This is a genomic window from Luteibacter sp. CQ10 (genome assembly GCF_040900725.1).
Taxonomy (GTDB): Bacteria; Pseudomonadota; Gammaproteobacteria; order Xanthomonadales; family Rhodanobacteraceae; genus Luteibacter.
On the sequence record NZ_JAEUYM010000002.1, the window covers coordinates 885,634 to 909,892 of the forward strand.

At 66.5% G+C, this 24,259-nt stretch carries 21 protein-coding genes; 9 read left to right on the top strand and 12 right to left on the bottom strand.

The features are described 5' to 3' along the window. Positions 1-89: 89 nt before the first annotated feature. Both JNG39_RS12735 and JNG39_RS12740 read right to left on the bottom strand, forming a co-directional pair. Entirely contained in the window at positions 90-830 is a 741-nt protein-coding gene (locus JNG39_RS12735) for a LytR/AlgR family response regulator transcription factor (RefSeq protein ID WP_368311835.1), read from the bottom strand. Further along, positions 827-1,930, bottom strand: a complete 1,104-nt coding sequence (locus JNG39_RS12740; RefSeq protein WP_368311837.1) for a sensor histidine kinase — start codon at positions 1,928-1,930, stop codon at positions 827-829. The genes JNG39_RS12735 and JNG39_RS12740 overlap by 4 nt, the downstream gene beginning before the upstream one ends. A 204-nt stretch (positions 1,931-2,134) precedes the next feature. On the opposite strand from JNG39_RS12740, the gene JNG39_RS12745 reads away from it, so the two are divergent. The 3 genes from JNG39_RS12745 to JNG39_RS12755 are packed head-to-tail and all read left to right on the top strand — an operon-like array spanning position 2,135 to position 5,834. Then, on the top strand, positions 2,135-3,502 hold the full coding sequence (locus JNG39_RS12745; protein ID WP_368311839.1) for an alpha/beta fold hydrolase: 1,368 nt from the start codon (positions 2,135-2,137) through the stop codon (positions 3,500-3,502). Next, positions 3,492-5,015 (top strand): GMC family oxidoreductase, encoded by a 1,524-nt coding sequence (locus tag JNG39_RS12750; RefSeq protein WP_368311841.1) that lies wholly within the window; start codon positions 3,492-3,494, stop codon positions 5,013-5,015. The genes JNG39_RS12745 and JNG39_RS12750 overlap by 11 nt, the downstream gene beginning before the upstream one ends. A gap of 15 nt (positions 5,016-5,030) precedes the next feature. Next, on the top strand, positions 5,031-5,834 hold the full coding sequence (locus JNG39_RS12755) for an SDR family NAD(P)-dependent oxidoreductase (protein ID WP_368311843.1): 804 nt from the start codon (positions 5,031-5,033) through the stop codon (positions 5,832-5,834). A 21-nt stretch (positions 5,835-5,855) separates the two neighbouring features. On the opposite strand, the gene JNG39_RS12760 is transcribed toward JNG39_RS12755, so the two are convergent. Both JNG39_RS12760 and JNG39_RS12765 read right to left on the bottom strand, forming a co-directional pair. After that, entirely contained in the window at positions 5,856-7,649 is a 1,794-nt protein-coding gene (locus JNG39_RS12760; RefSeq protein ID WP_368311845.1) for a glycoside hydrolase family 15 protein, read from the bottom strand. A 76-nt stretch (positions 7,650-7,725) separates the two neighbouring features. Beyond that, complete coding sequence (locus tag JNG39_RS12765; protein ID WP_368311847.1) at positions 7,726-8,598, bottom strand: SDR family oxidoreductase; 873 nt, start codon at positions 8,596-8,598, stop codon at positions 7,726-7,728. Positions 8,599-8,788: 190 nt separating this feature from the next. Here JNG39_RS12765 and JNG39_RS12770 point away from each other — a divergent pair, with 190 nt between their 5' ends. Next, the gene (locus tag JNG39_RS12770) at positions 8,789-9,247 is read left to right on the top strand and encodes a hemerythrin domain-containing protein (RefSeq protein WP_368311848.1); all 459 of its coding nucleotides are present in this window, start codon (positions 8,789-8,791) and stop codon (positions 9,245-9,247) included. A 522-nt stretch (positions 9,248-9,769) separates the two neighbouring features. On the opposite strand, the gene JNG39_RS12775 is transcribed toward JNG39_RS12770, so the two are convergent. After that, on the bottom strand, positions 9,770-10,975 hold the full coding sequence (locus JNG39_RS12775; protein ID WP_368311849.1) for an AAA family ATPase: 1,206 nt from the start codon (positions 10,973-10,975) through the stop codon (positions 9,770-9,772). Positions 10,976-11,630: 655 nt separating this feature from the next. Here JNG39_RS12775 and JNG39_RS12780 point away from each other — a divergent pair. Genes JNG39_RS12780 through JNG39_RS12790 form a run of 3 tightly spaced genes read left to right on the top strand, consistent with a single transcriptional unit; the run spans position 11,631 to position 14,455 of the window. After that, a complete protein-coding gene (locus JNG39_RS12780) occupies positions 11,631-12,617 on the top strand; it encodes a nitrogen regulation protein NR(II) (protein ID WP_368311851.1) in 987 nt (328 codons plus the stop codon). After that, entirely contained in the window at positions 12,610-13,995 is a 1,386-nt protein-coding gene (ntrC, locus tag JNG39_RS12785) for a nitrogen regulation protein NR(I) (RefSeq protein WP_368311853.1), read from the top strand. The genes JNG39_RS12780 and ntrC overlap by 8 nt, the downstream gene beginning before the upstream one ends. Before the next feature lie 4 nt (positions 13,996-13,999). Next, complete coding sequence (locus JNG39_RS12790) at positions 14,000-14,455, top strand: GNAT family N-acetyltransferase (protein WP_368311855.1); 456 nt, start codon at positions 14,000-14,002, stop codon at positions 14,453-14,455. 102 nt (positions 14,456-14,557) lie between these two features. Here the strand turns inward: JNG39_RS12790 and JNG39_RS12795 are convergent, their stop codons facing one another. Continuing rightward, positions 14,558-16,696: a putative bifunctional diguanylate cyclase/phosphodiesterase gene (locus tag JNG39_RS12795; protein WP_368311857.1), complete on the bottom strand. Its 2,139-nt coding sequence runs from the start codon at positions 16,694-16,696 to the stop codon at positions 14,558-14,560. Between the two features lie 125 nt (positions 16,697-16,821). Further along, a complete protein-coding gene (locus JNG39_RS12800) occupies positions 16,822-17,949 on the bottom strand; it encodes a hypothetical protein (RefSeq protein WP_368311858.1) in 1,128 nt (375 codons plus the stop codon). 195 nt (positions 17,950-18,144) lie between these two features. Here JNG39_RS12800 and JNG39_RS12805 point away from each other — a divergent pair, with 195 nt between their 5' ends. Both JNG39_RS12805 and JNG39_RS12810 read left to right on the top strand, forming a co-directional pair. Beyond that, positions 18,145-19,431, top strand: a complete 1,287-nt coding sequence (locus tag JNG39_RS12805) for an acetyl-CoA C-acetyltransferase (protein ID WP_368311859.1) — start codon at positions 18,145-18,147, stop codon at positions 19,429-19,431. 43 nt (positions 19,432-19,474) lie between these two features. After that, complete coding sequence (locus tag JNG39_RS12810; RefSeq protein WP_368311860.1) at positions 19,475-19,978, top strand: energy transducer TonB; 504 nt, start codon at positions 19,475-19,477, stop codon at positions 19,976-19,978. Positions 19,979-20,131: 153 nt separating this feature from the next. On the opposite strand, the gene JNG39_RS12815 is transcribed toward JNG39_RS12810, so the two are convergent. The 5 genes from JNG39_RS12815 to JNG39_RS12835 all read right to left on the bottom strand — a co-directional run bounded on the left by JNG39_RS12815 (position 20,132) and on the right by JNG39_RS12835 (position 24,096). Continuing rightward, positions 20,132-22,060 carry a phosphatidylserine/phosphatidylglycerophosphate/cardiolipin synthase family protein gene (locus tag JNG39_RS12815; protein WP_368311861.1) on the bottom strand — a complete coding sequence of 643 codons (1,929 nt, stop codon included), beginning with the start codon at positions 22,058-22,060 and terminating at the stop codon, positions 20,132-20,134. A 50-nt stretch (positions 22,061-22,110) separates the two neighbouring features. Continuing rightward, positions 22,111-22,665: a YceI family protein gene (locus JNG39_RS12820; RefSeq protein ID WP_368311862.1), complete on the bottom strand. Its 555-nt coding sequence runs from the start codon at positions 22,663-22,665 to the stop codon at positions 22,111-22,113. A 9-nt stretch (positions 22,666-22,674) separates the two neighbouring features. Next, positions 22,675-23,148 (bottom strand): histidine phosphatase family protein, encoded by a 474-nt coding sequence (locus JNG39_RS12825; protein WP_368311864.1) that lies wholly within the window; start codon positions 23,146-23,148, stop codon positions 22,675-22,677. 64 nt (positions 23,149-23,212) lie between these two features. Continuing rightward, on the bottom strand, positions 23,213-23,845 hold the full coding sequence (locus tag JNG39_RS12830; protein ID WP_368311865.1) for an AAA family ATPase: 633 nt from the start codon (positions 23,843-23,845) through the stop codon (positions 23,213-23,215). Between the two features lie 53 nt (positions 23,846-23,898). After that, a complete protein-coding gene (locus JNG39_RS12835) occupies positions 23,899-24,096 on the bottom strand; it encodes an antitermination protein NusB (RefSeq protein ID WP_368311867.1) in 198 nt (65 codons plus the stop codon). Between the last annotated feature and the right edge of the window lie 163 nt (positions 24,097-24,259).

A 24,259-nucleotide genomic window follows, 5' to 3' on the forward strand; every position in this document is an offset into this window, starting at 1 on the left:
GGGCTCCTTTTTTCAGGAGCCTGGCCGAATGCCGGCGTTGCCGCAGTCGATAGGGGGCGAGCGGGATACCGGGCGTGGCGAGCCGGAAGTCAGCGTCCCATGCGGGCGAACAGGGCGTCACGGTAACGCCGGCTCAACCGGAGCGTGCGGCCGTCGCGGAGATGGATGTCGTAGTCGCCCTTGAACAGCGGCGAGAGCGAGGCGATGCGATCCAGGCTCACGGCGGTCGAACGATGCACGCGGGCGAAACGTTCCTCGCCGAGTTGCGCGAGCAGGTCCTGGAGCGTCCTGCGCATCAGGTAGCTGCGGGTGGCCGTATGCACGTGAACGTAATTATCGTCGGCCTCCAGCCACTCGATGGCGGCCACGTCGATCAGTTGCAGGCGTTCGCCGTCCGGCACGAGCAGGCGTTCGCACGGTGGCGCGACGGATCGCCCTGCCGCCACCGCCTGGGTGCCCGGTTGGCGGGCCTGCCATCGCTCCCGGACTCGCTCAAGCGTGCGAAGGAACCGCGCCTGGTCGTACGGCTTGAGCAGGTAGTCGACCGCATTCAGGTCGAAGGCGTTCACGGCATGTTCGTCATAGGCGGTCACGAACACGATCAGCGGTGCGTTCGCCGCTTCCAGTTGTGCCGCCACCTGGAGTCCTGACAAGGCGGGCATCTGAACATCGAGGAAGGCTACGTCCGGTCGGTCGGCCTCGATGCATTGCGCGGCCGACATGCCGTCGTCGGCGGTGCCGATCACGAGCATGTCGGCCTGTTCGGCGAGCCACCGTTCGAGCTTCTCCCTCGCCGGCGCCTCGTCGTCGGCGATCATGACGCGGATCACGACGTGGCCTCCACGAGCGGGAGGGCGATCCGCGCGACCACGACGTCGCCTTCCTGTCCGATCGCCAGGGAGGCGTCGTCACCGTAGAGAATGGCCAGCCGGTCCCGGCAGTTCCGAAGGCCGACGCCGTCCCGGTTCGCCGTTTCGGGCAAACCGCCCGAATTGCTGACTTCGAGCCCCAGCATGCGGCCGGTGCGCTTCAGGGTCACCTGGATATGCACGGGAATGACCGTGCGTTCCACGCCGTGCTTGAAGGCATTTTCGAGCAAGGGTTGCAGCAGTAGCGACGGCACCGGCTTATCGAGCAGCGTCCGGTCGATGTCCCAGTCGAGCGTGACGCGATGGCGGAAACGCTCGCGCATGATGTCCGCATACAGCTCGAGCACGCGCAGTTCCTCGGCGAGCGGCGTCATCTCGTTTCCCAGCGTGCGGAGGCTGACGCGCAACAGATCGCCCAGCGTGGCCACGAGATGGTCGGCACGCGGCACGTCGGTGTGCATCAGGGCCGAGATGGTATTTAGGGCGTTGAAGAGAAAGTGCGGCCGCAACTGTCCCTGGAGCTGCGCGAGCCGGGCATCGGTCAGCGCCTTTTGCGTCTGCAACAGGCGATGCCGCTGGTCCTGCCATTGCCGGTACGAATCGAAGCCGAACAGCACGCCGAGCCACAGCCCGACGAACAGGGAAAGCCTGACGCTCTCGTACGCGAAGAGAAACGGCCAGCCTGGGTGCTCGTAGGTGCGGCCCATGAGGGCATAGACGCCATGCCGGATCGCGTACACCGACACGATGAACGTCACCGCGGTCAGCGGCAACCAGCGAAGGTATCGACCGAACCAGGCGGCGGGCCTGTCGAGGTACGCCGCGTAGCGGGGCCGCGCCCGGATGGCGAGGAACATCCAGACCGTGCCGACCAGTGCCGAGCTGCCCTCCCACACCACGGGCTCCCACCAGCGGATCCGCGGATTGCGCAGCGCGTCCTGCAACGACGAGCAGATCATCAGCAGGCAGAAGGCGATCCACACCGCGGCCAGGGCCCTCGGTACGCGCGTCGCACCGCGATCGAGGAGGCCGGTCGGCAGGGGGCGGGGTGGCGGACTCATGGCGCCCGAGTGTATCCATCTCCGCGGTGGCAGGCGTCGAGTCTGGGGCGAGCGGGACATCGGTGGGGTAAGCAGGCTGCATGCGAGAGGAGGACGCTCACGATCCGGTGCGAGTGACGCCTGGTCCCTGCCGGCGCGACGCATCCTGCACGATTTCGCAACGACGCGCGGGCGAAGGTACGCCGTCGTCACGGAGCGCATCGAATGTCCCGACCCATGCTGTTCTTCCTTCACGCCCTGGGCATGAGCGGCCGGGAATGGTCGACGGTGATCGACGCGCTTTCGCCCGACATCGACGGTGTGCCGCTGGACCTTCCGGGCTTTGGCAGCCAAGCGGATCTGGGTGCCCATTCGCTCGACCGCCTCGTGGACTGGACCGTCGACCAGATCAAGGCGCGATCGCCGACGTCGTGGGCGATCGTGGGACACAGCATGGGAGGAAAGATCGCCTCGCTCGTCGCGGCGCGATCGTCGCGGGGCGAAGCGGGTCTTTCGGGATGCCTCGGGGTGATCCTGGTCGCCGCGTCGCCCCCGTCCCCGGAGCCGATGGACGAAGAGCGCAGGCAGCGCATGATCGGCTGGTTCACGGATGGGCCCCCGCGTCGCGAGGATGCCGAAGCGTTCCTGGAGGCCAACATCGCGGGTGGGCTGGACAGCCACTCGCGAAACCTGGCCCTCGACGATATCCAGCGGACCCATCCCGCCGCCTGGATCGACTGGCTGCGGAACGGTAGCCGCGAGGATCGGTCCGCGGACGTGGGCGAGTTACGCGTGCCGGCGATGATCGTCGCCGGCGCGGACGACGGGGATCTGGGCGAAGCGGCGCAGCGCCGCCTCAACCTTCCCCACCTTCCGAAGGCCGGTGACGTGCAGGTCATCCCGGGATGCGCGCACCTGATTCCCCTGGAGCAACCGCGCGCGTTGGCCGAGCTCGTGCGCCACGCCATGGTTCGATGGACGGAGCGGCGGTTGCCGGATGCGATGGTCGCATTGCTCGATTCGGACCGGGTCAGCGTGGACGAGCGCGCGCGCCTCCTGGCTCGCCACCATGGACCCGCGCAGGCGTCGCTGCTTTCCGCGAACGAGCGCGCGACGCTGCAGGCGCTGGCAGGCCAGGTGCTGGGTCCCGACGTCGACGCCGTCGACATGGCCAACCGCATCGAGGCCGCCCTCGTCGACCGCGAGGGCGACGGCTGGCGGTTCGCCGAGCTTCCCGACGACCTGGACGCGTGGCCGCGTGCGTTGCGCACCGTGGAGCAGTGGTTTCCTGGATTCGCCCTGCGCGGCGCGGATGCGCAAGCCGACGCGTTGCGCGCGATCGTCGACGGCGCGCCGCGGGAGCCGTCGCCCTCGGCCGACGGGCTGACCGTCGCGCAGATGCAGCGCTGGAGCGAGGATCTCCGGGCCGATCTCGCACGCACCTGGGCAAGCCTTCCCCGTACGTGGAGCGAGATGGGCTATGACGGCTTCGCGCTCGGGAACGCCGATGGAACGCTGCGCGGCTACGCCGTCACCGGGGCGAACCAAGCGGAGCCCTGGCAGTTGAGCCCGGAGTCGCGCCATGGCGGCTGAGCCGGCGTCCGCGGACGCGGTGGTCATCGGCAGTGGCGCGGGCGGCGCACCGCTTGCCGCCACGCTGGCCCGCGCCGGCATCTCGGTGGTGATCCTGGAGGCCGGCCGTTCGTTCACGCCTGGCGAACACGCGCCGGACGAAGCCAAGACCGACCTCTACTGGATGGAAGAACGACTCAGCGGAGGACGCACGCCGATCGCCTTCGGCGCCAACAACTCGGGAATGGGCGTCGGCGGCTCGACCCTGCACTGGGGCGCCTTTTGTCCCCGACCCGATGAGCGCGATTTTCGCCTGCGAACCCTGACCGGGAAGGGAAGCGACTGGCCGATCGCGCATGCCGAACTGCTTCCCTATATCGAACGCGTCGAGCGCTTCATCGGCGTATCCGGTCCGGCCACCTATCCGTGGGATGTGCGGCGACGCTACGCGTTCCCGCCGACGGCGCGCAACGCGTCGGCGCAGGCCATGAACCGCGGATGCTCCCGGCTGGGCATCCGGGCCACGGATGCTCCCGCTGCGATGGTCACCCGCCAGGTGCTGCAGAGGCACTACGGCCTGCGTGAGCCGTGCGCCCGTTGCGGCGCGTGCCACCAGGGTTGCGGCAATGCATCCAAGGCCAGCATGGACGTGACCTATCTGCCGGAGGCCCTGGGCCACGGGGCGCAGCTGGTCACGGAAGCCCGCGTGCATACCTTCGAGCAAAACGCGAAGGGAGACATCTCCGCCGTCATATTCCGGCGGCAAGGCGCCGACCATCGGCTGCGCGCGCGTGCCGTCTTCCTGTGCGCGGGTGGCATCGAAACGCCCCGGCTCCTGCTGCATACCGGCCTGGCCAATCGCAGCGGACAGGTAGGCCGCCACTTCATGGCGCACGTGGCCACGCAGGTATGGGGCACCTTCGATATCGACATGCGCATGAACCGCGGGTACCCGTCCTCGTTCATCTCCGAGGACTTCGTGAGGCCGGCACAGGCCGATTTCGCGGGCGGCTACCTCGTGCAAAGCCTCGGGGTGCAGCCGGCGACGCTCGCCACCACGCTGGCGCGCGGCGCGGGATTGTGGGGCGCCGCGCTCACCGACCGGTTGAGGCGATACAACCAGCTGGCCGGCATCGGCATCAACGGCGAATGCCTGCCGGCCGACGGCAACCGCCTGACCTTGTCCGACGAGTGCGATGCCTTCGGCATGCGCAAGGCGCGCATCGAATTCAGTTACAACGACAACGAGCGCGCGCTCAACGCGCATGCGATACGCACGCTGTCCGCGATATGGCACGCCGCCAGCGCCACGGACATCTTCGCCGCCGAGCGCTCCGCGCACACGCTGGGAACGTGCCGGATGGGCACCTCGCCGGACGACGCGGTCGTGGACCGGGACGGCCGAAGCTTCGACGTTCGCAACCTCTACGTGTGCGACAACTCCCTTTTTCCGAGCGCGCTCTCGGCGAATCCCGCCCTGGTGACGATGGCCTTGGGCCTGCGCACCGCGGAGCGCTTTCTTGAACGGGCATGACCTGAGGAGATCGATATGGACCTGGGTATAGCGGGCCGTGTGGCCTTGGTGAGCGGCGCCGATTCGGGCATGGGCAAGGCGACGGCGCGCCAGCTCCTGGAAGCCGGGGCCAGGGTGGCGCTCACGGACGTTCCTGACGGAACGCTCGACGACGCGCGCGCGGAGCTGGCGACCTTCGGCGAGGTGGTGGCCGTCACCGGTGACGTGCGCAAGGCCGACGACGTGCGACGGATCTGGGAAACGGTCCGCGGCGAACTCGGCGACCCGGACATCTACGTCAACGCCGCCGGAGTGACCGGTGCCACGGGAGACTTCCTCGACGTGGATGACCACGGTTGGCTCGACACGCTCGACATCAACCTGATGGGCGCGGTGCGGATGTGTCGCGAAGCCATTCCGGCGATGCGTTCGCGCGGCTGGGGGCGCATCGTCCTCTTCGCCTCCGAGGATGCGGTGCAGCCCTATACCGACGAGTTGCCTTATTGCGCCTCCAAGGCCGGCATCCTGAGCCTGGCGAAAGGGCTCTCGAAGGCGTACGGATCGGACAACGTGCTGGTCAACACCGTGTCGCCCGCGTTCATCGCCACGCCGATGACCGACGCGATGATGGAAAAACGTGCGAAGGAGCGCGGAACGAGCGTCGACGAAGCCATTCGCTCGTTCCTGGACGAAGAACGTCCGGGCATGGTCCTCAAGCGTCGTGGCCGCGCGGACGAAGTCGCCGCGGCGGTCGCGTTCCTGTGCTCCGAGAAGGCGAGTTTCATCAATGGCGCCGGCCTGCGAGTGGACTCGGGCTCCGTGTTCACGATCGCGGGATAAGCCCGCACGTCGACCTCGCGCCTAGAGGTCGACGCCCGTCACCGTCAGGATGCCATGGACGGCCGCCAGGTGGCTGAGGCCTTGCGGCACGTTGCCCAGCCACGCACGAGACGCCGGATCGACCATCTCGGCCAACGTCCCCGGACCGCCGTCGAGCGCATCCAGCGCGTCGTTCAAGGTGCGCTCCGCCTTCGCCTGTTCGCCGAGGAGGTGCCAGCCCTCGGCCATCCAGAACGTGCATGCGAGGAAGCAGCCTTCCTTGCCGCGTGCGTCGCTGTAGCGAAAGTGGAAGGCGCCGTCGCCCAATTCGCGATCGATCGCCGCGAGCGTCCGCTTGAGCTTCTCCCGCCCATCGAAACGGAAGCGGACGGCCAAGGCCATCGAGGCATCGAGCTGGCCGCTTCCCGGCCACATCTCGAACGCGCCGAGCTTTTCCGACCAGCAGTTCGCCTCGATCCAGGCGGCGACGCGGTCACGCTCGCGCGCCCAGCGGTCACGACAGGTGGTGGGCAGGTAGCCGCCGTCGGCCAGTTCCACCGCGCGTGCCAGCGCCTGCCAGGCGCTGACCTTCGACATGGTGTAGTGCTGCGGCTCGGACAGTTCCCAGATGCCGGAATCCTTCTGCCGCCAATCGTCGGCGCATTGGTCCGTCAGGCGACTCAGCACCTCGGCGCTTTCGCTGTCCAGGACGTTGCCTTGCTTCACGAAGCGCGCGGCGGTCTCGAGGATGTCGCCATACACCCCATGCTGGTGCTGGTGCACCACCTGGTTGCCGATGACGACGGGCACGGAGCCGCGGTACCCGGGCAGGTCGATCTCGCGAACATCGGGCGGCCGGCCGCCGTCGAGCGTGTAGAACAGCGCGCCGTCGCTGTCGCGCAGCCGCCGGATGAGCCAGGTGAAGGCGGCCTTGGCCTCGGCGAGCGCACCCAGGCGCGAGAACGCCTTGATGGTATAGCCGGCGTCACGCACCCACGCGTAGCGGTAATCGTAGTTGCGCCGCCCACCGACCGCTTCCGGCAACGAGGTGGTGCCGGCGGCCGCGATGGCGCCGGTCGGTGAGTACAGCAGGAGCTTGAGGGCGAGCGCGTGGCGGATGAGCCGCTCGCGATAGGGGCCGTCCACTTGCAACTGGTCGGTCCAGCGGCGCCATTCGTCGTCGGACGAGTCGATGCGCGCATCGATGTCGGCGAGCGTCGGCACGATCAACGGCTCGTCCTGCCCCGCGACGATGGCCATCAACTCGCGTTGGCCCGCATCGACACGGAAGGCGCTCTCGACGCCTTCGTCCGACATCGCGGAGAGATCGATTCCCTCGGTGGCGAGCACCACACCCAGCACGCGTCCGACATGAAAGACCGGGTGCCGACCCTGGCGGGCGACATAGGGGTTGGCCTGGTCCGCCTGGCGACCCAGGCGCACTTGCACGTCGAAGACGACGCTGCCGCTGATGCCGTCGATCCGTCGGGCCAGTTCTTCCCAGGGAAGCCGGCCGGCCGTGCCGCTGTTCAACGACTCCGTGAGTCTTGCCGTGCCGGTGCGGGTGTGCAGCGTCGTTTCGAGCACGTTGCTGCGCGGGCGGTAACGCCGCTCCACCCGCACGAGGTCGCGCGCGGCGAGCGAAAAATGTCCGCCCTCCCGCGGGTCGAGCAGGCGGTCGAAGAGCGGGGGCGAATCCATGTTGGGCACGCACCACCAGTCCAGGCTCCCGTCGGCACCGGACAGGGCGATCGTGCGGCCGTCACCCAGAATGCCGTAAGCCTCGATGGGCAGGCAGCCGTCGTGGCGTTCGAAGGCGTTGAAGCGAGGAGCCATGGGCGATTCCGGTCAGCGTGGCGAAAAAAGACGAGGCGCCCAACGGCGCCTCGGGGTGGATCGGGGACGGAACGGATCAGTCCATACCCATGCCGCCGGATGACCCGTACACCTGGCCGGTGGCGTAGCTGTTTTCCGCCGCGGCGAGCGACACGTACAGCGGGGCGATTTCGACCGGCTGGCCGGGACGGCCCATCGGGGTCTCCTCGCCGAATTTCTCGATCGCATCCTGCGGCTGGCCGCCGGAGGTCTGCAGCGGCGTCCAGTAAGGGCCGGGCGCGACCGCATTCACGCGAATGCCCTTGGGACCAAGCTGCTTGGCCAGCGAGCGGGCGAACGCCACGTTGGCCGCCTTGGTCTGGGCGTAGTGGAACAGCGACGGACTCGGCGCGAACGCCTGCACCGACGAGGTGATGATGATAGCCGCCCCGGCCTTCAGGTGGGGCAGCGCGGCACGCGTAATCCAGTAAGGCGCGTAGACGTTGACCTTGAAGGTCGTGTCGAACTCCTCGGGCGAGAGATCCGCGAGCGAGTCGATGGCCTGCTGGTGACCGGCGTTGTTGACCAGCACGTCCAGCCCGCCGAGCGCCTTGACCGCCTTCTCCACGAGCGATTCACAGAACGCCTGGTCGCGGAGGTCGCCGGGGAAGGCGAACGCCTTCTGCCCTGCCGCTTCGATGATCTCGATCACTTCCTTGGCGTCGTCTTCCTCTTCCGGCAGGTAGTTGATCGCCACGTCGGCGCCTTCGCGGGCATACGCGATAGCGGCCGCCCGGCCGATACCGCTGTCGCCACCCGTGATCAGGGCCTTGCGTCCGGTGAGTTTGCCGGAGCCCATATAGCTGTGTTCACCGTGGTCCGGCCGGGGATCCATCTTGCTGGTAAGCCCGGGGACGGCCTGGGGCTGACGGGGGAAGGGCGGCTTCGGATAAGCGTCGGTCGGGTTCATCGAGTGCATTCCTGATTGAAGAAACGCAGACGACGTTCGCAGCCGCTTCGGCAACATCGCGTGCACACGGCGCGACGAGAAAAGGGTCATGTCTCGACACCGAGCGCCCGAGGGCGGACTACCGGCGGCATCCACGCCGCGAAGACAACGGCTACCCCAGCATGCGGACGACGCCAAGCCGGACTCCTCCATGCCAGAAACGATCTTCGAGGCGCTGCGCGAAAGCCACGTCACCCAGCGCTCGCTCATCCGCAAACTCATGCGCAGCCAGCCCGGCCCCGACCGGGTCGCCCTCTTCACCGCGCTGCGCATCGAACTGGCCGCGCACGAAGCGGCGGAAGAGCGTTTCCTCTACGTGCCCATGCTCATGGACGACCGCGGCCTGCATCCGTCGCGGGATGCCCTGGCGGACCATCACAAGATGGATGAGCTTGTGGAGAAGCTGCAGACGCCGAGCCACGCGGGGCGACGCTGGACGGCGACGGTTCACCAGCTGTCCGAGGAGCTTCACGAGCACTTGCGGGAAGAGGAGAAGAGTTTCTTCCAGCTGGCGGGGAAGATCCTGACCGATAGTCAAAAGATCGCGCTCGCTAAGCGATATCGCAAGGGCTATGAGGCCATGCGGGCTAAGCTAATCGAAGGGTGCTAAGAATCGCCATCGCGTGGGCTGTGGAGCTATGGGCGAATTCTCAATAGTTGGTTCACGCAAGTTCCCATAGTTGATCGAGAACTAGTCGAAGCTTGAATGTGCCAGGAACTGGCGAAGGAAAAAAGCCGCCCGCCTTCAGTAAAAGACACGGGGGATCTGCTCCATTCGATCGGAGAGAAGGGGCGCCCTCCAAGAGTGCGAACCCGTAGCATCGCTACGGGTTCGCTGCCGACTTAAGCCCTCACGAGGAAGGCCCAGGCCTCGTACCCATAGTCATGAGCATCGAGAACCTTATTCGACTTGCCGCGAACCTTGCGGTAGCGCGTAAAAATCCACCTGAACCCCGGTGGCGCGGGCTTTTTACTACCTTTCATGATTGTTTCTCCGGAACGGCTTTCCTTGCCTATCCCGGGCTCCCGGATTACAATCCAGGCTCTAGTGCACGAGAAGACAAGATCCAGGTGGCGTTCCATTCACCAGGATTTGCAAAGGGTGACCCGGCGGTAACCGGGTCGCCCTTTCTTATTTGTTAAGGCGCCAGAGTCCATCCGTATGCCCTCGCATGATGATGTAAGGCCGCATCATCGGGCTGGTGAACCTATATCGCCAACGTCGTTGTTGGCCCTCTCTCGTGAGCACGTTTCCTCGTTGATCCTCACTGAACTGTTTCAGATGGGCCGCAAAGTTCGGAATGTCATAGTCGCGCTTCGTAATTTCACGTAGCGGGTTTCGAACCGCCGAGGCCGTGAAAAATCCGAGTTCGTCGTCGTCGCTAATAGCGCAGGCGAGCAGTACCTCCTTGTAGATGTTGCCGGGTTGGTGACTTTTCGTTGCCTGATAGTAGGTGCGCTTGATTGATTCATTCCATTGGTCGAGCGAAGCTTTGATGCCAAGTTCTACATGCTCAGCGCCAACGACATCTGATGCGGCCATGACCGCTGCGCGGAAGCAATTAAGGCTCAGAAGATGTGTGACGTAGGGAACGCCCTGAGACATGTCCACGATTTTCTGCCTGGCGCTTCGATCGATGGTCATTCCGAGAAGAGATCCGCCTTTATCGATGATCTGGCCGATTTCATCTTTAGACATTCGAGGCATAGGGATTTGAACCAAGGCTCGCTCGATCGAATGATGTCCGTCGATGAGCTCTTCCACTGAATCTGCCACGCCGATGACGACAATCGTCGCGTTGGTGCCGGTGTCAGACAGAACTTTGATCGTGTCGGAGATGAGCGTTGACGACATCTTGTCCAGGATGCGGTCGTATTCGTCAAGCACCACTAAGACCGTCTTGTCGACCGCAAGTGACGCAAGAACGCGTCGAACGTCATCTGGATTCGCCACGTCAGGAAGGTAGTCAGCTAGCGACGCAACTAGAGTTTCCGCGTTATCGCTGAAGCCCATCGCTGGGCGAGTCGTGGCGAACTTAATTTCTTTGAACGCCTTTTTCCAGATAGAAGAAAAATTGTCTCCCGCGTCGCACGTGACGCGAGCGATAACCCGTGCAGGGTCATTTGCGAAAACTCTCGATACGAAATTCGCCAGCGATGTCTTGCCCACCCCTCGTTCGCCGAAAAGAACGGCGTGGTAACCGCGCTGGGTTACAGCCGAGAAAATTTGGCTCAGCTGGTCCAGTCGTCCAGCAAACAGATCTTGGTTGTTGACGGGGGATCCAGGGGTGAAAGCCTCCCCTAGCTTCACCAGCCGTTGTAGTTGATCGTCGTTCATATACCTTCCCAAGTGATTGGGCTAACAATACGCGAAGACGCGCAATCTTGTCAAGTAAATTGTTAAAAGCTCCAAGTAATAGTTAAAAATATGGGTTACTTGCGTAATAAAATATACATTTATGGCCTATCTGACGTCTCTGGCCTGCGCTCCGCCATCAGGTTGCGTCCACTTTGCATTTCCAGCGACTTCGTCGCCTGGAATTCGCCTGGTGCGCACCGGAAACGAATGAACGCCTAGAGCGCCCATGCCGCAGCTGGGCTGAGCCGCATCATCAGGAGCATGCCGGCGACGATGATTTGAGCCTGATGCCGACGTTGTTACTTGGAGATATGAGGTGCTGCCACCTCAAGGGCACCTCGTCGATGAGGTCCGCAGCAACACCAGCTGATTAAGGTGCTAGTGTCAAACTAGTTCGATAGCCGGGGAAGTCGTCGTGATTCGTCAGTGCTGAACGCTATGTAGTTGCTACGCGTGTGTTCGCGCTGGCAAGGCGAGTTAGCTAGCCTGGGGCCAGATATCAGTCGAGTCCTATATCTGGCGCATTCGTTGCAACCATGGGATTCCGCCGAGTTGGCAATGCTTAGGTCCGATTGCCACCGTCATCCAACATCCCTACATTGGTGCAATGCATGCACCCTCCGCCGATAACCTATTGTCCCTGCTAGGCACCGGCCTCGCCTTGGCCGGCCCGGACGGGCGCGTCCTGTGGATCAACCCCGCCCTGGGCGAGGCGCTGGACGTCGGCCCGCGGTCGGCGGTGGGGCAGGAGCTGGTGACGCTGATGCGGGAGCCCGGGCTGGCCGGGCAGCTGGAGCGGGTGCGGGCGGAGGGGCGGGGGTTTCATCTGCGCTCCGTGACCCTGGGACTGGCCCGGGGGCGCGAGCTGCTCGCGGATTTGCTACTCCAGCCGCTGGACGAGGGGCGGGTGCTGGTGGAGGTGCATCCCCTGTCGGCGGACATGGGCTCCGGGTCGACGCCGTTGTCGGCCACCCTGCGCGGCTTCGCGCACGAGGTGAAGAACCCGCTGGCCGGACTGCGCGGTGCCGCGCAGTTGTTGCAGCGGCGCGTGCGCGACGACGACCTGCGGGCGCTGGCGGCGATGGTGATCGCCGAGGCCGACCGCCTCGCGGCGCTGGCCGATGGCTTGTTGCGCCATGGCGGCGCGGCGAGGATCGTGCCGGTGAACGTGCATGAATTGCTCGAGCGGTTGGAACAGCTCGTGCTCGCCGAGCCCGATCCGCTGCATCTGCGCCACGACTACGACCCCAGCCTGCCCGATACGCTCGGCGACGGCGATCGCCTGTTGCAGGTGCTGATCAATCTCGCGCGCAATGCCCGCGAAGCGGGTGCGGCCCATTTGCTGCTGCGTACGCGCGTGGAGCATGGCGCGCGCCTCGGCGAGCGCACGGTGCGCGCGGCCTTGCGCATCGATGTCGTCGACGATGGCCCTGGCGTGGCGGACGAGGTGCGCGATTCGCTGTTCCAGCCCCTGGTGTCCGGGCGGCCCGACGGTAGTGGGCTCGGGCTGGCGCTGTCGCGTGAGATCGCGCTCGAACACGGCGGCGACCTGCGCTACGTGAGCCGCCCGGGCGAGACGGTGTTTTCCCTTTACCTGCCGATGGAGCGTGCGCATGACTGAGATATGGATCGCCGACGACGATCGCGGCGTCCGTTTCGTGCTCGCCGAAGCTTTGCGCGACGCCGGCCACGCGGTGCGTGAATTCAGCGCGGGCGACGCGGTGCGCGCGGCCTTGAACGAAAGCCGTCCGGCGCTGCTCGTCACCGACGTGCGCATGCCCGGCGAGGATGGCTTGCGCCTGCTGGAAGACCTCACCCGGCGCAACATCGGTCCCGTGCTCGTCATGAGCGCGTTTACCGACGTGGCGACGACCGCGGCGGCGTATCGCGCGGGCGCGGTGGATTACATCGCCAAGCCGTTCGACCTCGATCACGCGGTGGCGACGGTGGAGCGTGCGTTGCAGGCGTCGCGCGAAGAAGTGGTGGTGCCGGAACTGAAGCGGGACGCCAATGCGCTGCTCGGCGAAAGCCCGGCGATGCGCGAGGTCTTCCGTCTCATCGGGCGGGTGGCGGCCAGCGACCTCAACGTGCTGATTACGGGCGAGACCGGCACCGGCAAGGAACTGGTGGCGCGCGCCCTGCACGAGGAAAGCGCGCGCAGCGGCAAGCCCTACGTGGCGCTGAACACGGCGGCGATCCCTTCGGAGTTGCTGGAGAGCGAGCTGTTCGGTCACGAGGCGGGGGCGTTCACGGGAGCGTCGCGACGGCACGTCGGCCGCTTCGAGCAGGCGGAAGGCGGCACGCTCTTTCTCGACGAGATCGGCGACATGCCGGTGGCCTTGCAGACGCGGTTGTTGCGCGTGCTGTCGGGCGGTGAGTTCTACCGCGTGGGTGGTCGCGAGCCGCTGCGTGGCAACGTACGTATCGTCGCCGCCACGCATCAGGATCTTGATGCTCGCGTGGCGTCCGGCCAGTTCCGCGCCGACCTGAAACATCGCCTCGACGTCGTGCGCATTGCCTTGCCGTCGTTACGGGAGCGGCGTGGCGACGTGCCGATGCTGGCGCGTCACTTCCTCGCCAAGGCCGCCGCCGAACTCAACCTGCCGCCGAAACGCTTTTCCCGAAGCGCGATGAAACTGGTCGAGCAACGCGACTATCCCGGCAACGTGCGTGAGCTGGAAAACCTCTGCCGCCGCCTGGCGGTGATCGCGCCGGGCAGCGAGATCCTGGCCTCCGACCTGGGCACGCTGCCTGGCCGCGAGACGCGTAGCGGTGAATGGACCGACGCCCTGCGCGCCTGGGTGCAGGACGCCTTGGCGCAGAACGAAGCCGATATCCATGCCCGCGCCCGCGACGCCCTGGACAAGACCTTGCTCGAAGTGGCGCTGATCGCCAACGACGGCCATCGCCAGCATGCCGCCGCGGCGCTCGGCGTCGGCCGCAATACCCTCACCCGCAAACTCGGTGCGTCGCGTACGCGCCGCCCGCCCAACGGATAACCGCATGACCCTCACCATTCGCGCCGCGGCCGTCGACGACGCCGACGACATCGCCCGCTGGAATATCGCCATGGCCTGGGAGACCGAGCGCAAGGCGCTCGATCCGGACACCATCGGACGCGGCGTGCGCGCCGTGTTCGCCGAGCCGCGCAGGGGGTTCTATCTCGTGGCCGAGCGCGACGGCGTGGCGGTGGGCTGCCTGCTCGTCACGTACGAATGGAGCGACTGGCGTTGCGGGGATTTCTGGTGGATCCAGAGCGTGTACGTGACGCCGGAGGCGCGCCGGGGCGGGGTGTTCCGTTCCCTGTACGAGAGCGTGAGGTCGAAGGCCGAGGCGGCGGGTGCCGTGGGTGTGCGGCTTTACGTGGAGACGGAGAACGAGCGGGCGCAGGCGACGTACGATGGGCTGGGCATGGAGCGGTGCCATTACTACATGTACGAGGCGATGTTGCGAGGTTGATTCGCCGATGCGATCGGCTCCCACCCCTCCGGTAGAGAGGTCGTCGAAACCTTGCTACCGAAGGGGTGGGAGCCGATCGTATCGGCGAATCCTGCGGAGCGGTTACTCCACGGCTTGCCTGGGATCGCCGAGGTCCACTTCCCCGATCCGCGCTTCGAAGTCCTTCGCGGAAACGGCCCTGCCGAACAAGAACCCCTGCATCTGCGAGCAACCCGAAAGCCCCAGGAACTGCGCCTGTTCCACGCTTTCCACGCCCTCGGCGAGCACCTGCTTGTTCATGCCGCGGCCCATGGTGATGATCGCGCTGACGATAGCCGCGCTGTCGTTGTCCCAGGCCACGTCGCGGATGAAGGTGCGGTCGATCTTCAATATGTCGACGGGGAAGTGCTTCAGGTACGAAAGGCTGCAATAGCCCGTGCCGAAATCGTCGAGGCTGAGCGATACACCCAATGACTTGATGCGCTTGAGCAGGTCGGCGATGTGATCGCCGCCTTCCATCACCGTGCGCTCGGTGAGTTCGAGCTCGAGCAGGGTGGGATGCAGGCCGGTTTCGTCGAGGATGCCGCGCAGCGATTCGAAGAAGCGCGTGTGCTGGAACTGCAGCGCGGAGACGTTCACCGACACCGATAGGGGGCGATACGCGGTCGCCCAGGCGTTCGCCTGGCGACAGGCTTCGCGCAGCGCCCATTCGCCGATGGGTACGATGAGACCGCAGTCTTCCGCCACGGGAATGAACTGCTCCGGCGAATAGACGTCTTCACCCTCCACCTGCCAGCGCAGCAACGCCTCGGCGCCGACGACGGTGCCCAGTTCGACGTCGACCTTGGGCTGGTAGTGCAGGCTCAGTTCGTTGCGCGCGAGCGCCTTGCGCAGCTCCACCTCGATGCGCACGCGCGCGGTGTTTCGCTCGTTCATCGAGGCGTTGAAGAAGCGGTAGCCGTTGCGGCCCTGCATCTTCGCTTCGTACATCGCGGTATCGGCATGACGCAGCAAGGCTTCGGCGTCGTTCGCGTCGTCGGGAAACAGGCTGATGCCGATGCTGAAGCTGATCGCCAGCGCGGAGGCGTCGACGCCCACCGCTTCACCGCAGGCCTCGAGCACCTTCTCGGCGACGCCGGCCGCGTCGGACGCGTTGTCGATGTGCGGCAGCAGCACCACGAATTCGTCGCCGCCGAGGCGGCTCACGGTGTCGTCCGGGCGCACGGTGGCACGGATGCGCCGGGCCACTTCCTTCAACAGCGCGTCGCCGGCGGCGTGGCCCATGCTGTCGTTGATCTGCTTGAAGTGATCGATGTCGACGAAAAGCAGCGCCGCGCGCTGGTTGCGCCGCGCGGCCACCGTCACGGCGAAGTCCATGCGCGATTGCAGCAGCGTGCGGTTGGGCAGCCCCGTGAGCGTGTCGTGGTGGGCGAGGTGGGCCATCTTCAGCGCGAGGGCGCGCGTTTCGCTCACGTCGTGGAACACCACCACGCCACCCACCACGTTGCCCGCGTAATCGTGGATCGGCGCGGCCGAATCCTCGATGGGGCTGTCGAAACCGTTGCGATGCAGGAGGATGGCGTCGGTGGTGATGCCCACGATGGCGTTCTTCGTCACCGCGGTACGTAGCGGATTGACGATGGGGCGCCGGGTGAGCGGATCGCGCAGCTGGAAGATGTCGTCCATCGGACGGCCCACCGCCTCGTGGCTGTTCCAGCCGGTCATCGCTTCGGCGATCGGGTTGATCGAGGTGACGAGGAGATCGGTGTCGGTGGTGATCACCGCGTCGCCGATGGATTTGAGCGTGACCTCGGCCAGTTCGCGCTCGCGGAACAACGCGTCTTCGAAGGCCTTGCGATCGCTGATGTCCTGCACCTGCGAGATGAAGTAGAGCGGCTGGCCATGCTCGTCGCGCACCAGCGAGACGCTGAGCAGCGCGTGCACTACGCCGCCGTCGCGGCGGATGTAGCGTTTCTCCAGGTGAAAGGACACGCGCTCACCGGAAAGCACCTTGCGGGTGAGTTCCAGGTCGGCGGCGAGGTCGTCGGGGTGGGTGATGTCCTGGAAGGCCGACGAGAGCAACTCCGTCTCGCTGTAGCCGAAGATCTCGCAGATCGCCTCGTTCACCTGGAGCCACCGCCCATCGGGCGCCACGATGGCCATGCCGATGGCGGCGTGGCGAAAGGCGAGGGCGAAGCGGTCTTCGCTTTCCTTCAGCCGAGCTTCCAGCGTGCGCCCGGAAGCGTCGGTCGGGGCCGTCATGGAGGGTGGCTGGCGGTGCATGGGCGTGCCGGTGGATCGATGGCATCACTCTAACCGGGCCGCCGGGCCGTCGTATATCGGACTTATCGTAAAAACCGACCCGCTCGGTCGACCGGCGCCGACGCTCAGTGCAGGGCGGGTGCCGGTGCGTCCAGGCGCCCGTCGGCGTCGAGCATCATGCGGCCGAGCGTATGCACTTCGGCGGCGGCGCCGTAGCGTTCCACCAGTGCGTCGAGCAAGGGGCCGAGGGCGCCCGGCGCCAGCGGATAGCCGTGGGCCAGCACGCGCGCCTTGCCCGGTACGGGCTGGGCGACGGTGATGGCGGCCATGCCCAGCCCGGCGGCCTCATGGGCGTAGAGGACCGGTTCGGGCAACTGCGGATCGGCATCGGCCAGGTGCTCGACGAGGAAGGCTTCCGGGCGGGGCGGCTCGCCTTCCAGGTGCAACGGTACGCGATGGGCATCGAGCAGGGCGGCGTACTGGCGTAGCTCGAACAGCGTGCCGGCGAATTCGTGCACCGGGTTGTCACCCTTCGTGCCCGACGCGGCGAACCACGTCGACGGTCCCGGGATGGCGACCCGGCCTTCGGCGTAGCGCAGGGGCAGGCCGCGCGAGCCCAGGGCGTTTTCTTCCTGGTAGGGCGTGAGCAGGGCGGCCTCGAGCATGGTCCACATCGGGGCGAGGTTCACGTGTTCGTACTGCACGCAGGTCAGGGCGATGAGGTCGTCGCGGCTGAGGTAACGGGCGTGTTCCAGGCGCATGCCCAGGGTGCGCATGAGAAAATCCGCCGTGCGCTCGCCGGCCTCGCCGCGGCCCACGAGCTCGGTTTCCATCGTCGCGGCGAGGTCGTCGGCCTCGTCGGCCGGCACGAGCAGCATCCAGGGCACGAGCCGCATCGGGCCGCCCGCATAGCGCGGATCGGGGACCAGGGGCTGGGCCGGCATGTTGCCCTCGTGGGTGCCGAAGGCCACCACGCCGCCGGCCGAGGTGACACGCGGAATCCGCCGGGCCAGCTCGTCGAGGGTGGCGAACACCGGGAAGCCGGGACGGAGGATTTCCACGCCGTCGAACAGGGCGCCGGCCACGGCGAAGCGGGCGGTTTCCACGCCCGGGAGCAGCTTGCGCAGGTCGTCGGCCATGAGGGCGGCCAGCGCCTGGACCTCGTCGCGGGTGAGCGCCAGCCGGTCCGGGGCGCCATCCTCGGCCAGTTCCAGCGCCAGGACGGCAGGGCAGGCGATCAGCGACTCGGTCATGGCCAGCGTTCCAGAACGGCAAAGGAACGCATTCTACCATTCGTGCCCCTTTAGGCTTTCGCCGAGCGCGGATGCGCGTTAGCCTTGCCGATACGCGTTTCGTCGGCGATCGTCGGCGTCCGTGGCATCTTCGGCTTCGAACGGGTTCGTCCCCGGTCGGACAAACCCCCTCGGTTTCGGATAGTCCCTCTAAGCATGGAAAAGACGCAAAAGCGCGTGGGAGTGGTCGGCGGCGTCCGCATTCCCTTCTGCCGCAACAACACGGCCTACGCCGACGTCGGCAATTTCGGCATGTCGGTCAAGGTGCTGGGTTCGCTGGTCGAGAAGTACGGCCTGCACGGCGTGGAGCTGGGCGAGGTCGCCATGGGTGCCGTGATCCGCCATTCGGCGGACTGGAACGTGGCCCGTGAAGCCGTGCTGTCCTCGGGCCTGGCGCCGACCACCCCCGGCATCACCACCGCGCGGGCGTGCGGCACGTCGCTCGACAACGCGATCATCATCGCCAACAAGATCGCCACCGGGCAGATCGACGCCGGCATCGCGGGCGGTTCGGACACCACCAGCGACGTGCCCATCGTGTACGGGCGCAAGCTCCGCAAGCGCCTGCTGGCGCTCAATCGCGCCAAGACGCTCAAGGAGAAGCTGGCCGTCGCCACGCGCGGCTTCTCGCTCAAGGAACTCAAGCCGTCGTTCCCGGGCGTGGCCGAACCGCGCACCGGCAAGTCGATGGGCGACCACTGCGAGCTGATGGCGAAGGAGTGGCACATCGGTCGCGTCGAGCAGGATGAGTTGGCGCTGGCCAGCCATCGCAAGCTCGCCGCCGCCTACGACGTCGGCCTGTTCGACGACCTCGTGGTGCCGTTCCGCGGGCTCAAGCGCGACGGCTTCCTGCGTCCGGACACCACGCTGGAGAAATTGGCCTCGCTCAAGCCCGCGTTCGACAAGACCTCGGGCCGTGGCACCCTCACGGCGGGCAACTCCACCGGCCTGTCCGACGGCGCCGCCGCCGTGCTCCTGGCCAGCGACGAATGGGCGGCCTCGCGCGGCCTGTCGATCCAGGCCTACCTCACCCATGCCCAGGTGTCCGCGGTGGACTTCGTGCATGGCGAGGGCCTGCTCATGGCGCCGACCGTCGCCGTGCCGCGCATGCTCAAGCAGGCCGGGCTGGGGCTGGGCGATTTCGACTTCTACGAGATCCACGAAGCCTTCGCCGCCCAGGTGCTCTGCACGCTGCGTGCATGGGAGAGCGACGACTATTGCCGCAACCGGTTGGGCCTCGACGGCCCGCTGGGATCGATCGATCCGTCGAAACTCAACGTCAACGGCTCCAGTCTCGCGACGGGTCATCCCTTCGCGGCGACCGGCGCGCGCATCGTCGCCACGCTGGCGAAGATGCTGGAGCAGAAGGGCTCGGGCCGCGGCCTGATTTCCATCTGCACCGCCGGCGGCATGGGTGTGACGGCGATCCTCGAACGCCCCTGACAGAAAGAACGGGCGGCGCCCGCGCCGCCCCTGCAAGGCCCGTATGCTCGCATTACGCACCAGTACATCCCTGAGCGCCCTGGGCCTCGTTTTCGGTATCGCCGGCACGAGCTGGCTCACCGCGCTCACCTATGAGCGCGCCCCGGCGGCGCGTCCCCTCGCGGAAGTGGTGATGCCGTCCGCCGCACCGAAACGCGTGGAGGCCGCGCCACCGCGTCCCGTGGCGGTGGCCCATCCGAAACCCGACATCGTTTCGGCACCTCGTGCCGAGCCCCGGCCCGAACCCCTGCGTCCGGTTTACATGCCGTCGCCGCGTTACCCGATCTCGGCGTTGCGCGCGCATCGCGAGGGGCAGGTGGTGCTCAGCGTCACCGTTACGCCGGAGGGCGATGTCATGGGCGTGTCGGTGGGCCGCTCCAGCGGCGACTTCGACCTCGATCACGCGGCGGAAGAGGCCGTGCGCCGCTGGCGCTTCGCGGCGGCGGACCGGCCAGCGCGGTATACGGCGGATTTGCCGGTGCGGTTCGAGCTCACTTCGCCGATGTAGGTTCCGGCGTCATCGCTCCGTGGGCTTTCGCCGATACGATCGGCTCCCACCCCTTCGGTAGGCTGGTCTCGACGGGTTGTCTCTCATGCCCTTTGGCTGGCCGTTTGCAATGGCCTGGCTACCGAAGGGGTGGGAGCCGATCGTATCGGCGATTCAGAGGATCCCCGCCGCGGAGGAGCCGAAAGCGGTGATCATCCGCGTGTAGATCAGCTTCAGCGAAACGTCCACCTCGGGGAAGTCGCCTACCGGTTCGTAGCACTCGAAGAATTGCGGATCGGTCCAGCGCATCGGGATGCAGCCGGGCTTGAGGTCGTAGCTGGTGGCGTAGCGGAACGGCCACAGGTCGAAGAACGGCAGGCGTTCGGAGACGTCGCCGATGAACTCGTTGATCGACGACAGCACGGGGATGGTCTTCTGCCTCGGGCCGATCACCCATGCGTTGCCGGGCAGGGTGTCCTGCATGATCGAACCGCGCAGCCGGTCGGCGAACCGCTTGTCGTAGACGATCACGCCGGCCTCGGTGTTGTAGTGGTCCGATCGCGGATCGAAATTGTGCGTGCCCACCATCGCGAAGGTGTCGTCCACCACGATCGACTTGGCATGCAACCCGAAGCGAACGCCGGCGGTGAGCAGGGGCGCCGGACGATGGCGCGCGCCTCGACTGGTCTGGCTCCCGACGGCGAAGAAGCCCGACGACTCCGACGGCGCGCCGTTGGGCGCGGATCCGGGCCGGGCGCGCCCGCGCCGGCCCTTCGTGGCCGGTGCACCGTCGACGGGTGCGGGAACGGCCACCGCATGCGAGCGGCCCTCCAGCGCATCGGGATCGGCGTTCGATGGATGCGGCTTCAACTCGTAGATCTCGAAGCCGTAGTCGGTGAGGTAGCGTTTGCGATGCTTGTAGGACATCGCATACACCGCGAACGCGTCGGTGGAGGCGAGGGAGTTGGTGGAGACGATCACGCGCGGCGGGTCGTCTCGCTGGCGCAGGTTGGCGAAGATCTTCTTGGCCGGGCGGCTCATCACCAGATAGGGCGTCTGCAGCACGACTTCGGTCTTCGCGTTGCGCACCAGGCCCATGATGTGGCGGGTGAGTTCACGAGCCTCGCGCCGGCGGGGCTCGTCGGTCTTGCCGGGAAGGTCGGAGAGGTATTCCACGCGGTTCAGCCGCAGGGTGGCGGCACCGATGTGCTCGGCGAGCCAGGCGGGATCCTGCGCATCGGCCACGAGCTCGGCCACGCGTTCGGGATGCGCGTAGGTGGGCGGCTTCCAGGTTCGCATGTCGTCGGTGTCGGCGACGATGGCGCGATTCACGTCGCGCAGGTGGGTGAGCGGCACCGAGCGCTTGTGTCGCCAGAACGTTTCGAAACTCTTGCCCATGGCCTTGGCGGCGGGGCCGCCGACCATGACGTCGCGATCGACGTAATCGAAGGTGTCGTCCCAGTCGAAATAGCGGTCTTCGTAATTTCGCCCGCCGGTGATGCCGATGAGGTCGTCCACCACCAGCAGCTTGTTGTGCATGCGCTGGTTGAAGCGGAAGAAGCAGCAGGCGATGCCGGCGGCGAATGCCAGCGGCGTCGTGTGCGCGTTGTGGAAGGTGGGATTGTAGAGGCGGATGTCGAGATGGTCGCTCGCCCGCGCCAGCCCGGCGAGCAGCGCCGGGTCGCCGAACGAGAACAGCTGGTCGGCGAGGATGCGCACGCGCACGCCGCGCCGCGCGGCGTGGATCAACTCGTCGAGCACGAGCTGGCCGGCGTCGTCCATTTCCCAGATGTAGGTCTGCACGTCGATGCTCCGGCGCGCGGAGCGGATCAGGTTCACGCGGGCGGCGAGCGCCGTATCGCCGTCTTCCAGCAGCGTGGCCACGTGCACGGGCCGGGCGGGGGTGGACGCGGCGTCGGCCTCGGCGGCGGCGTCCATCAGCGGGGACGGTGCGGCGCAATGGTCGGTACGGTCGCAGCTGGACTCGCGATCCACCGTGAGGGTGACCACGGCGTCGGCCCTCTGGATCCGTGCCTTCGACAGCGAACAGCCGCCGGTGGCCAGCGTGGCGGCGAGGAGAAGGAGGGTGAGGAGACGGCGCATGGCCGGGGATTCTAGGGGAGACGTGGCAACGGCACGTGAGCCGTCCGGGCTCAGGAGGCTTCGAGCACGATGGCCATGCCGAGGTTCACCCGGTCGGAGAGGGCGCCCCGGTGGCCGCGCATCTCGAAGTCGGTGCGGTCGATGATGCCCTGCAGGCGCAGCACGCAGCCGGCCAGCGACTCAGGAGGGCAATCGTTGGACTCGATGCGGAAGGTGACCGGCCGCGTCACGCCACGCATGGTGAGGGAGCCCTGGACCTCGCCCCCTTGCGTGAGCGCCCGCATGGGGATCGGCAGCGACACGAAGTCGATGCGCGGATGGTGTTCGGCGTCGAAGAATTCCGGCGCCAGCACCCAGCGGCGCAGGCGCGCGGAATCCATGCGGATGCTGTCGGTGTCGATGTGCGCGGTGACCACGGCGGTGGCGTCGGGATGGGTGACGGTCACGTCACCGCGGATGCCGCTGAAACTGCCGCTGACCGTGCTGACCCAGAGCAGTCGCACGCTGAAATCGGCGCGCGAGCGCACCGGGTCGATCCGAAGTTCGGCAGCGGTAACGGGCGCCGCCAGCAGGAGCAGGGCGATCGCCGACAGCAGGTGGCGCATTCGATGGACTCAGTTTGGGGGCGACCAGAAGGTTTCGAGCTTGGCCGAGCCCGGTTGCAACGGTCCATCGAAGATGAGGCGGGCCATGCCGGCGGGGGGCATGCCGCGGTAGTCCTCCGACCGGCCTTCCACGAGGAAGGCTACCAGCTGCTCCATGCCGGGATTGTGACCGACGAGCACCACGCGCTCGACGTCGGCCTGGGCGTCGAGAAGGTCGTAGAGGTCGCCGACGGTGGCATCGTAGATGCTGTCGTCGTAGGTGGGTTTCACCGCGTCGCCCAGGGCCAGCTCGGCGGTCTGGCGGGTGCGCACCGCGGGGGAGCAGAGCACGCGGTCGAAGTGGAACTTGTGGCTGCTCAGCCATTCGCCCGCCGCGTGGGCCTCGCGGCGGCCATGGTCGGTGAGTTCTCGCTCGCGGTCGTCCTTGCCGTCTTTGCCATGCGGCGTCGCTTCCGCATGGCGCAACAGGATGAGTTCTCGCATGGGTACTGTCCTTTCGCTGGGTGCCACGGGGCGTGGCGGGGAGTCGACGCGGGCGAGGTCCGTTTCAGCCGCTGCGCTTGATCCAGCGCAGCAGTTTCGTCCAATCGTCCTGATGGCCGCGCACGTTTTCCGAGTGGTAGTCGAAGATGCCCTTGCCGAGGGCGGTGAGCAAGACGTACGCCTGCGAGTCGCGAAGTTCCGCGATCACGGGAAACGGCGCGCGCTCGGCCAGGTCGGAGACGGCCGCCTGGCTGGCGTTGGTCCACGGCTTGAGGCGGTTGCCCACCAGGCCCACCGGCAGCTTGCCGCGCTTGACCCGGGGAATTCGCTTGAGCAGGGAAAGGAAGTCGAGCGTGGCGTCGAGGTCGAACTGCGACGGCAGCACCGGCACGAGGATGACGTCGGCGCGTTCGAGATAGGGCTCGAGGTCTTTTTCGTCCACGCCGGCGGGCGTGTCGACGATGACCCGCTGGATGTCGTCGGAGAGCCGGTCGAACGCCTTGCGGCTGCCCTCGATGGCGGTCACGGCCGGCACGTTCTCGGGGCGCCTTCGGGCCCACTTCAGGCTGGAGTGCTGCCGGTCGGCATCCACGATGGCCGTGTGCTTGCCCGCCTGCACCCAGTGGGTGGCGAGCTGGGTCACCAGCGTGGTCTTACCGCAACCGCCCTTGCTGCTTGCCACGAGCGTCGTAAGCATGCGCGCATCTGCCTGGGTAGGAGGGGTCCTAGCCTACACAAGCCGGGCGACGGTCAGAAGAGTTTCGTTCTCACCTTGGGCAAGACGACGAGAATGAGCGTGGCGATCGGACCCAGGATCAGCGACAGCGCCCACCACAGCAGTCCGCTGCGGTTCTTGCCCTGGGCCAGGCCGGCGTTGATCAGGGAAAGCGTGCCCCAGCCGACGAAGAAGCCGGCGCGTTCGCTGGCAAGAATGGCGAATTGATCCATTGTAAGCTCCTGTTCTGTCGCAGGATTAATGAGCGTGACGAGCGGCCCCCGCCGGTTCGGGCTCATACGTGGTGAAGGCCGATGGTAGCAATGTCTCGCGATCGTGAAGGAATCTACCCCCAGCTTCCGTTCATGGTGAAGCCGTATGCTTGTCGTTTTATGT

Excerpts from the sequence above, each read along its gene's own strand:
- JNG39_RS12815 (WP_368311861.1), bottom strand. The coding sequence starts at position 22,060 with ATGCGCCGTCTCCTCACCCTCCTTCTCCTCGCCGCCACGCTGGCCACC.
- JNG39_RS12755 (WP_368311843.1), top strand. The coding sequence starts at position 5,031 with ATGGACCTGGGTATAGCGGGCCGTGTGGCCTTGGTGAGCGGCGCCGAT.
- JNG39_RS12745 (WP_368311839.1), top strand. The coding sequence starts at position 2,135 with ATGTCCCGACCCATGCTGTTCTTCCTTCACGCCCTGGGCATGAGCGGC.
- JNG39_RS12765 (WP_368311847.1), bottom strand. The coding sequence starts at position 8,598 with ATGAACCCGACCGACGCTTATCCGAAGCCGCCCTTCCCCCGTCAGCCC.
- JNG39_RS12820 (WP_368311862.1), bottom strand. The coding sequence starts at position 22,665 with ATGCGCCACCTGCTGTCGGCGATCGCCCTGCTCCTGCTGGCGGCGCCC.
- JNG39_RS12760 (WP_368311845.1), bottom strand. The coding sequence starts at position 7,649 with ATGGCTCCTCGCTTCAACGCCTTCGAACGCCACGACGGCTGCCTGCCC.
- JNG39_RS12750 (WP_368311841.1), top strand. The coding sequence starts at position 3,492 with ATGGCGGCTGAGCCGGCGTCCGCGGACGCGGTGGTCATCGGCAGTGGC.
- JNG39_RS12830 (WP_368311865.1), bottom strand. The coding sequence starts at position 23,845 with ATGCTTACGACGCTCGTGGCAAGCAGCAAGGGCGGTTGCGGTAAGACC.
- JNG39_RS12795 (WP_368311857.1), bottom strand. The coding sequence starts at position 16,696 with ATGACGGCCCCGACCGACGCTTCCGGGCGCACGCTGGAAGCTCGGCTG.
- ntrC (WP_368311853.1), top strand. The coding sequence starts at position 12,610 with ATGACTGAGATATGGATCGCCGACGACGATCGCGGCGTCCGTTTCGTG.
- JNG39_RS12740 (WP_368311837.1), bottom strand. The coding sequence starts at position 1,930 with ATGAGTCCGCCACCCCGCCCCCTGCCGACCGGCCTCCTCGATCGCGGT.
- JNG39_RS12775 (WP_368311849.1), bottom strand. The coding sequence starts at position 10,975 with ATGAACGACGATCAACTACAACGGCTGGTGAAGCTAGGGGAGGCTTTC.
- JNG39_RS12825 (WP_368311864.1), bottom strand. The coding sequence starts at position 23,148 with ATGCGAGAACTCATCCTGTTGCGCCATGCGGAAGCGACGCCGCATGGC.
- JNG39_RS12805 (WP_368311859.1), top strand. The coding sequence starts at position 18,145 with ATGGAAAAGACGCAAAAGCGCGTGGGAGTGGTCGGCGGCGTCCGCATT.
- JNG39_RS12810 (WP_368311860.1), top strand. The coding sequence starts at position 19,475 with ATGCTCGCATTACGCACCAGTACATCCCTGAGCGCCCTGGGCCTCGTT.
- JNG39_RS12790 (WP_368311855.1), top strand. The coding sequence starts at position 14,000 with ATGACCCTCACCATTCGCGCCGCGGCCGTCGACGACGCCGACGACATC.
- JNG39_RS12835 (WP_368311867.1), bottom strand. The coding sequence starts at position 24,096 with ATGGATCAATTCGCCATTCTTGCCAGCGAACGCGCCGGCTTCTTCGTC.
- JNG39_RS12770 (WP_368311848.1), top strand. The coding sequence starts at position 8,789 with ATGCCAGAAACGATCTTCGAGGCGCTGCGCGAAAGCCACGTCACCCAG.
- JNG39_RS12800 (WP_368311858.1), bottom strand. The coding sequence starts at position 17,949 with ATGACCGAGTCGCTGATCGCCTGCCCTGCCGTCCTGGCGCTGGAACTG.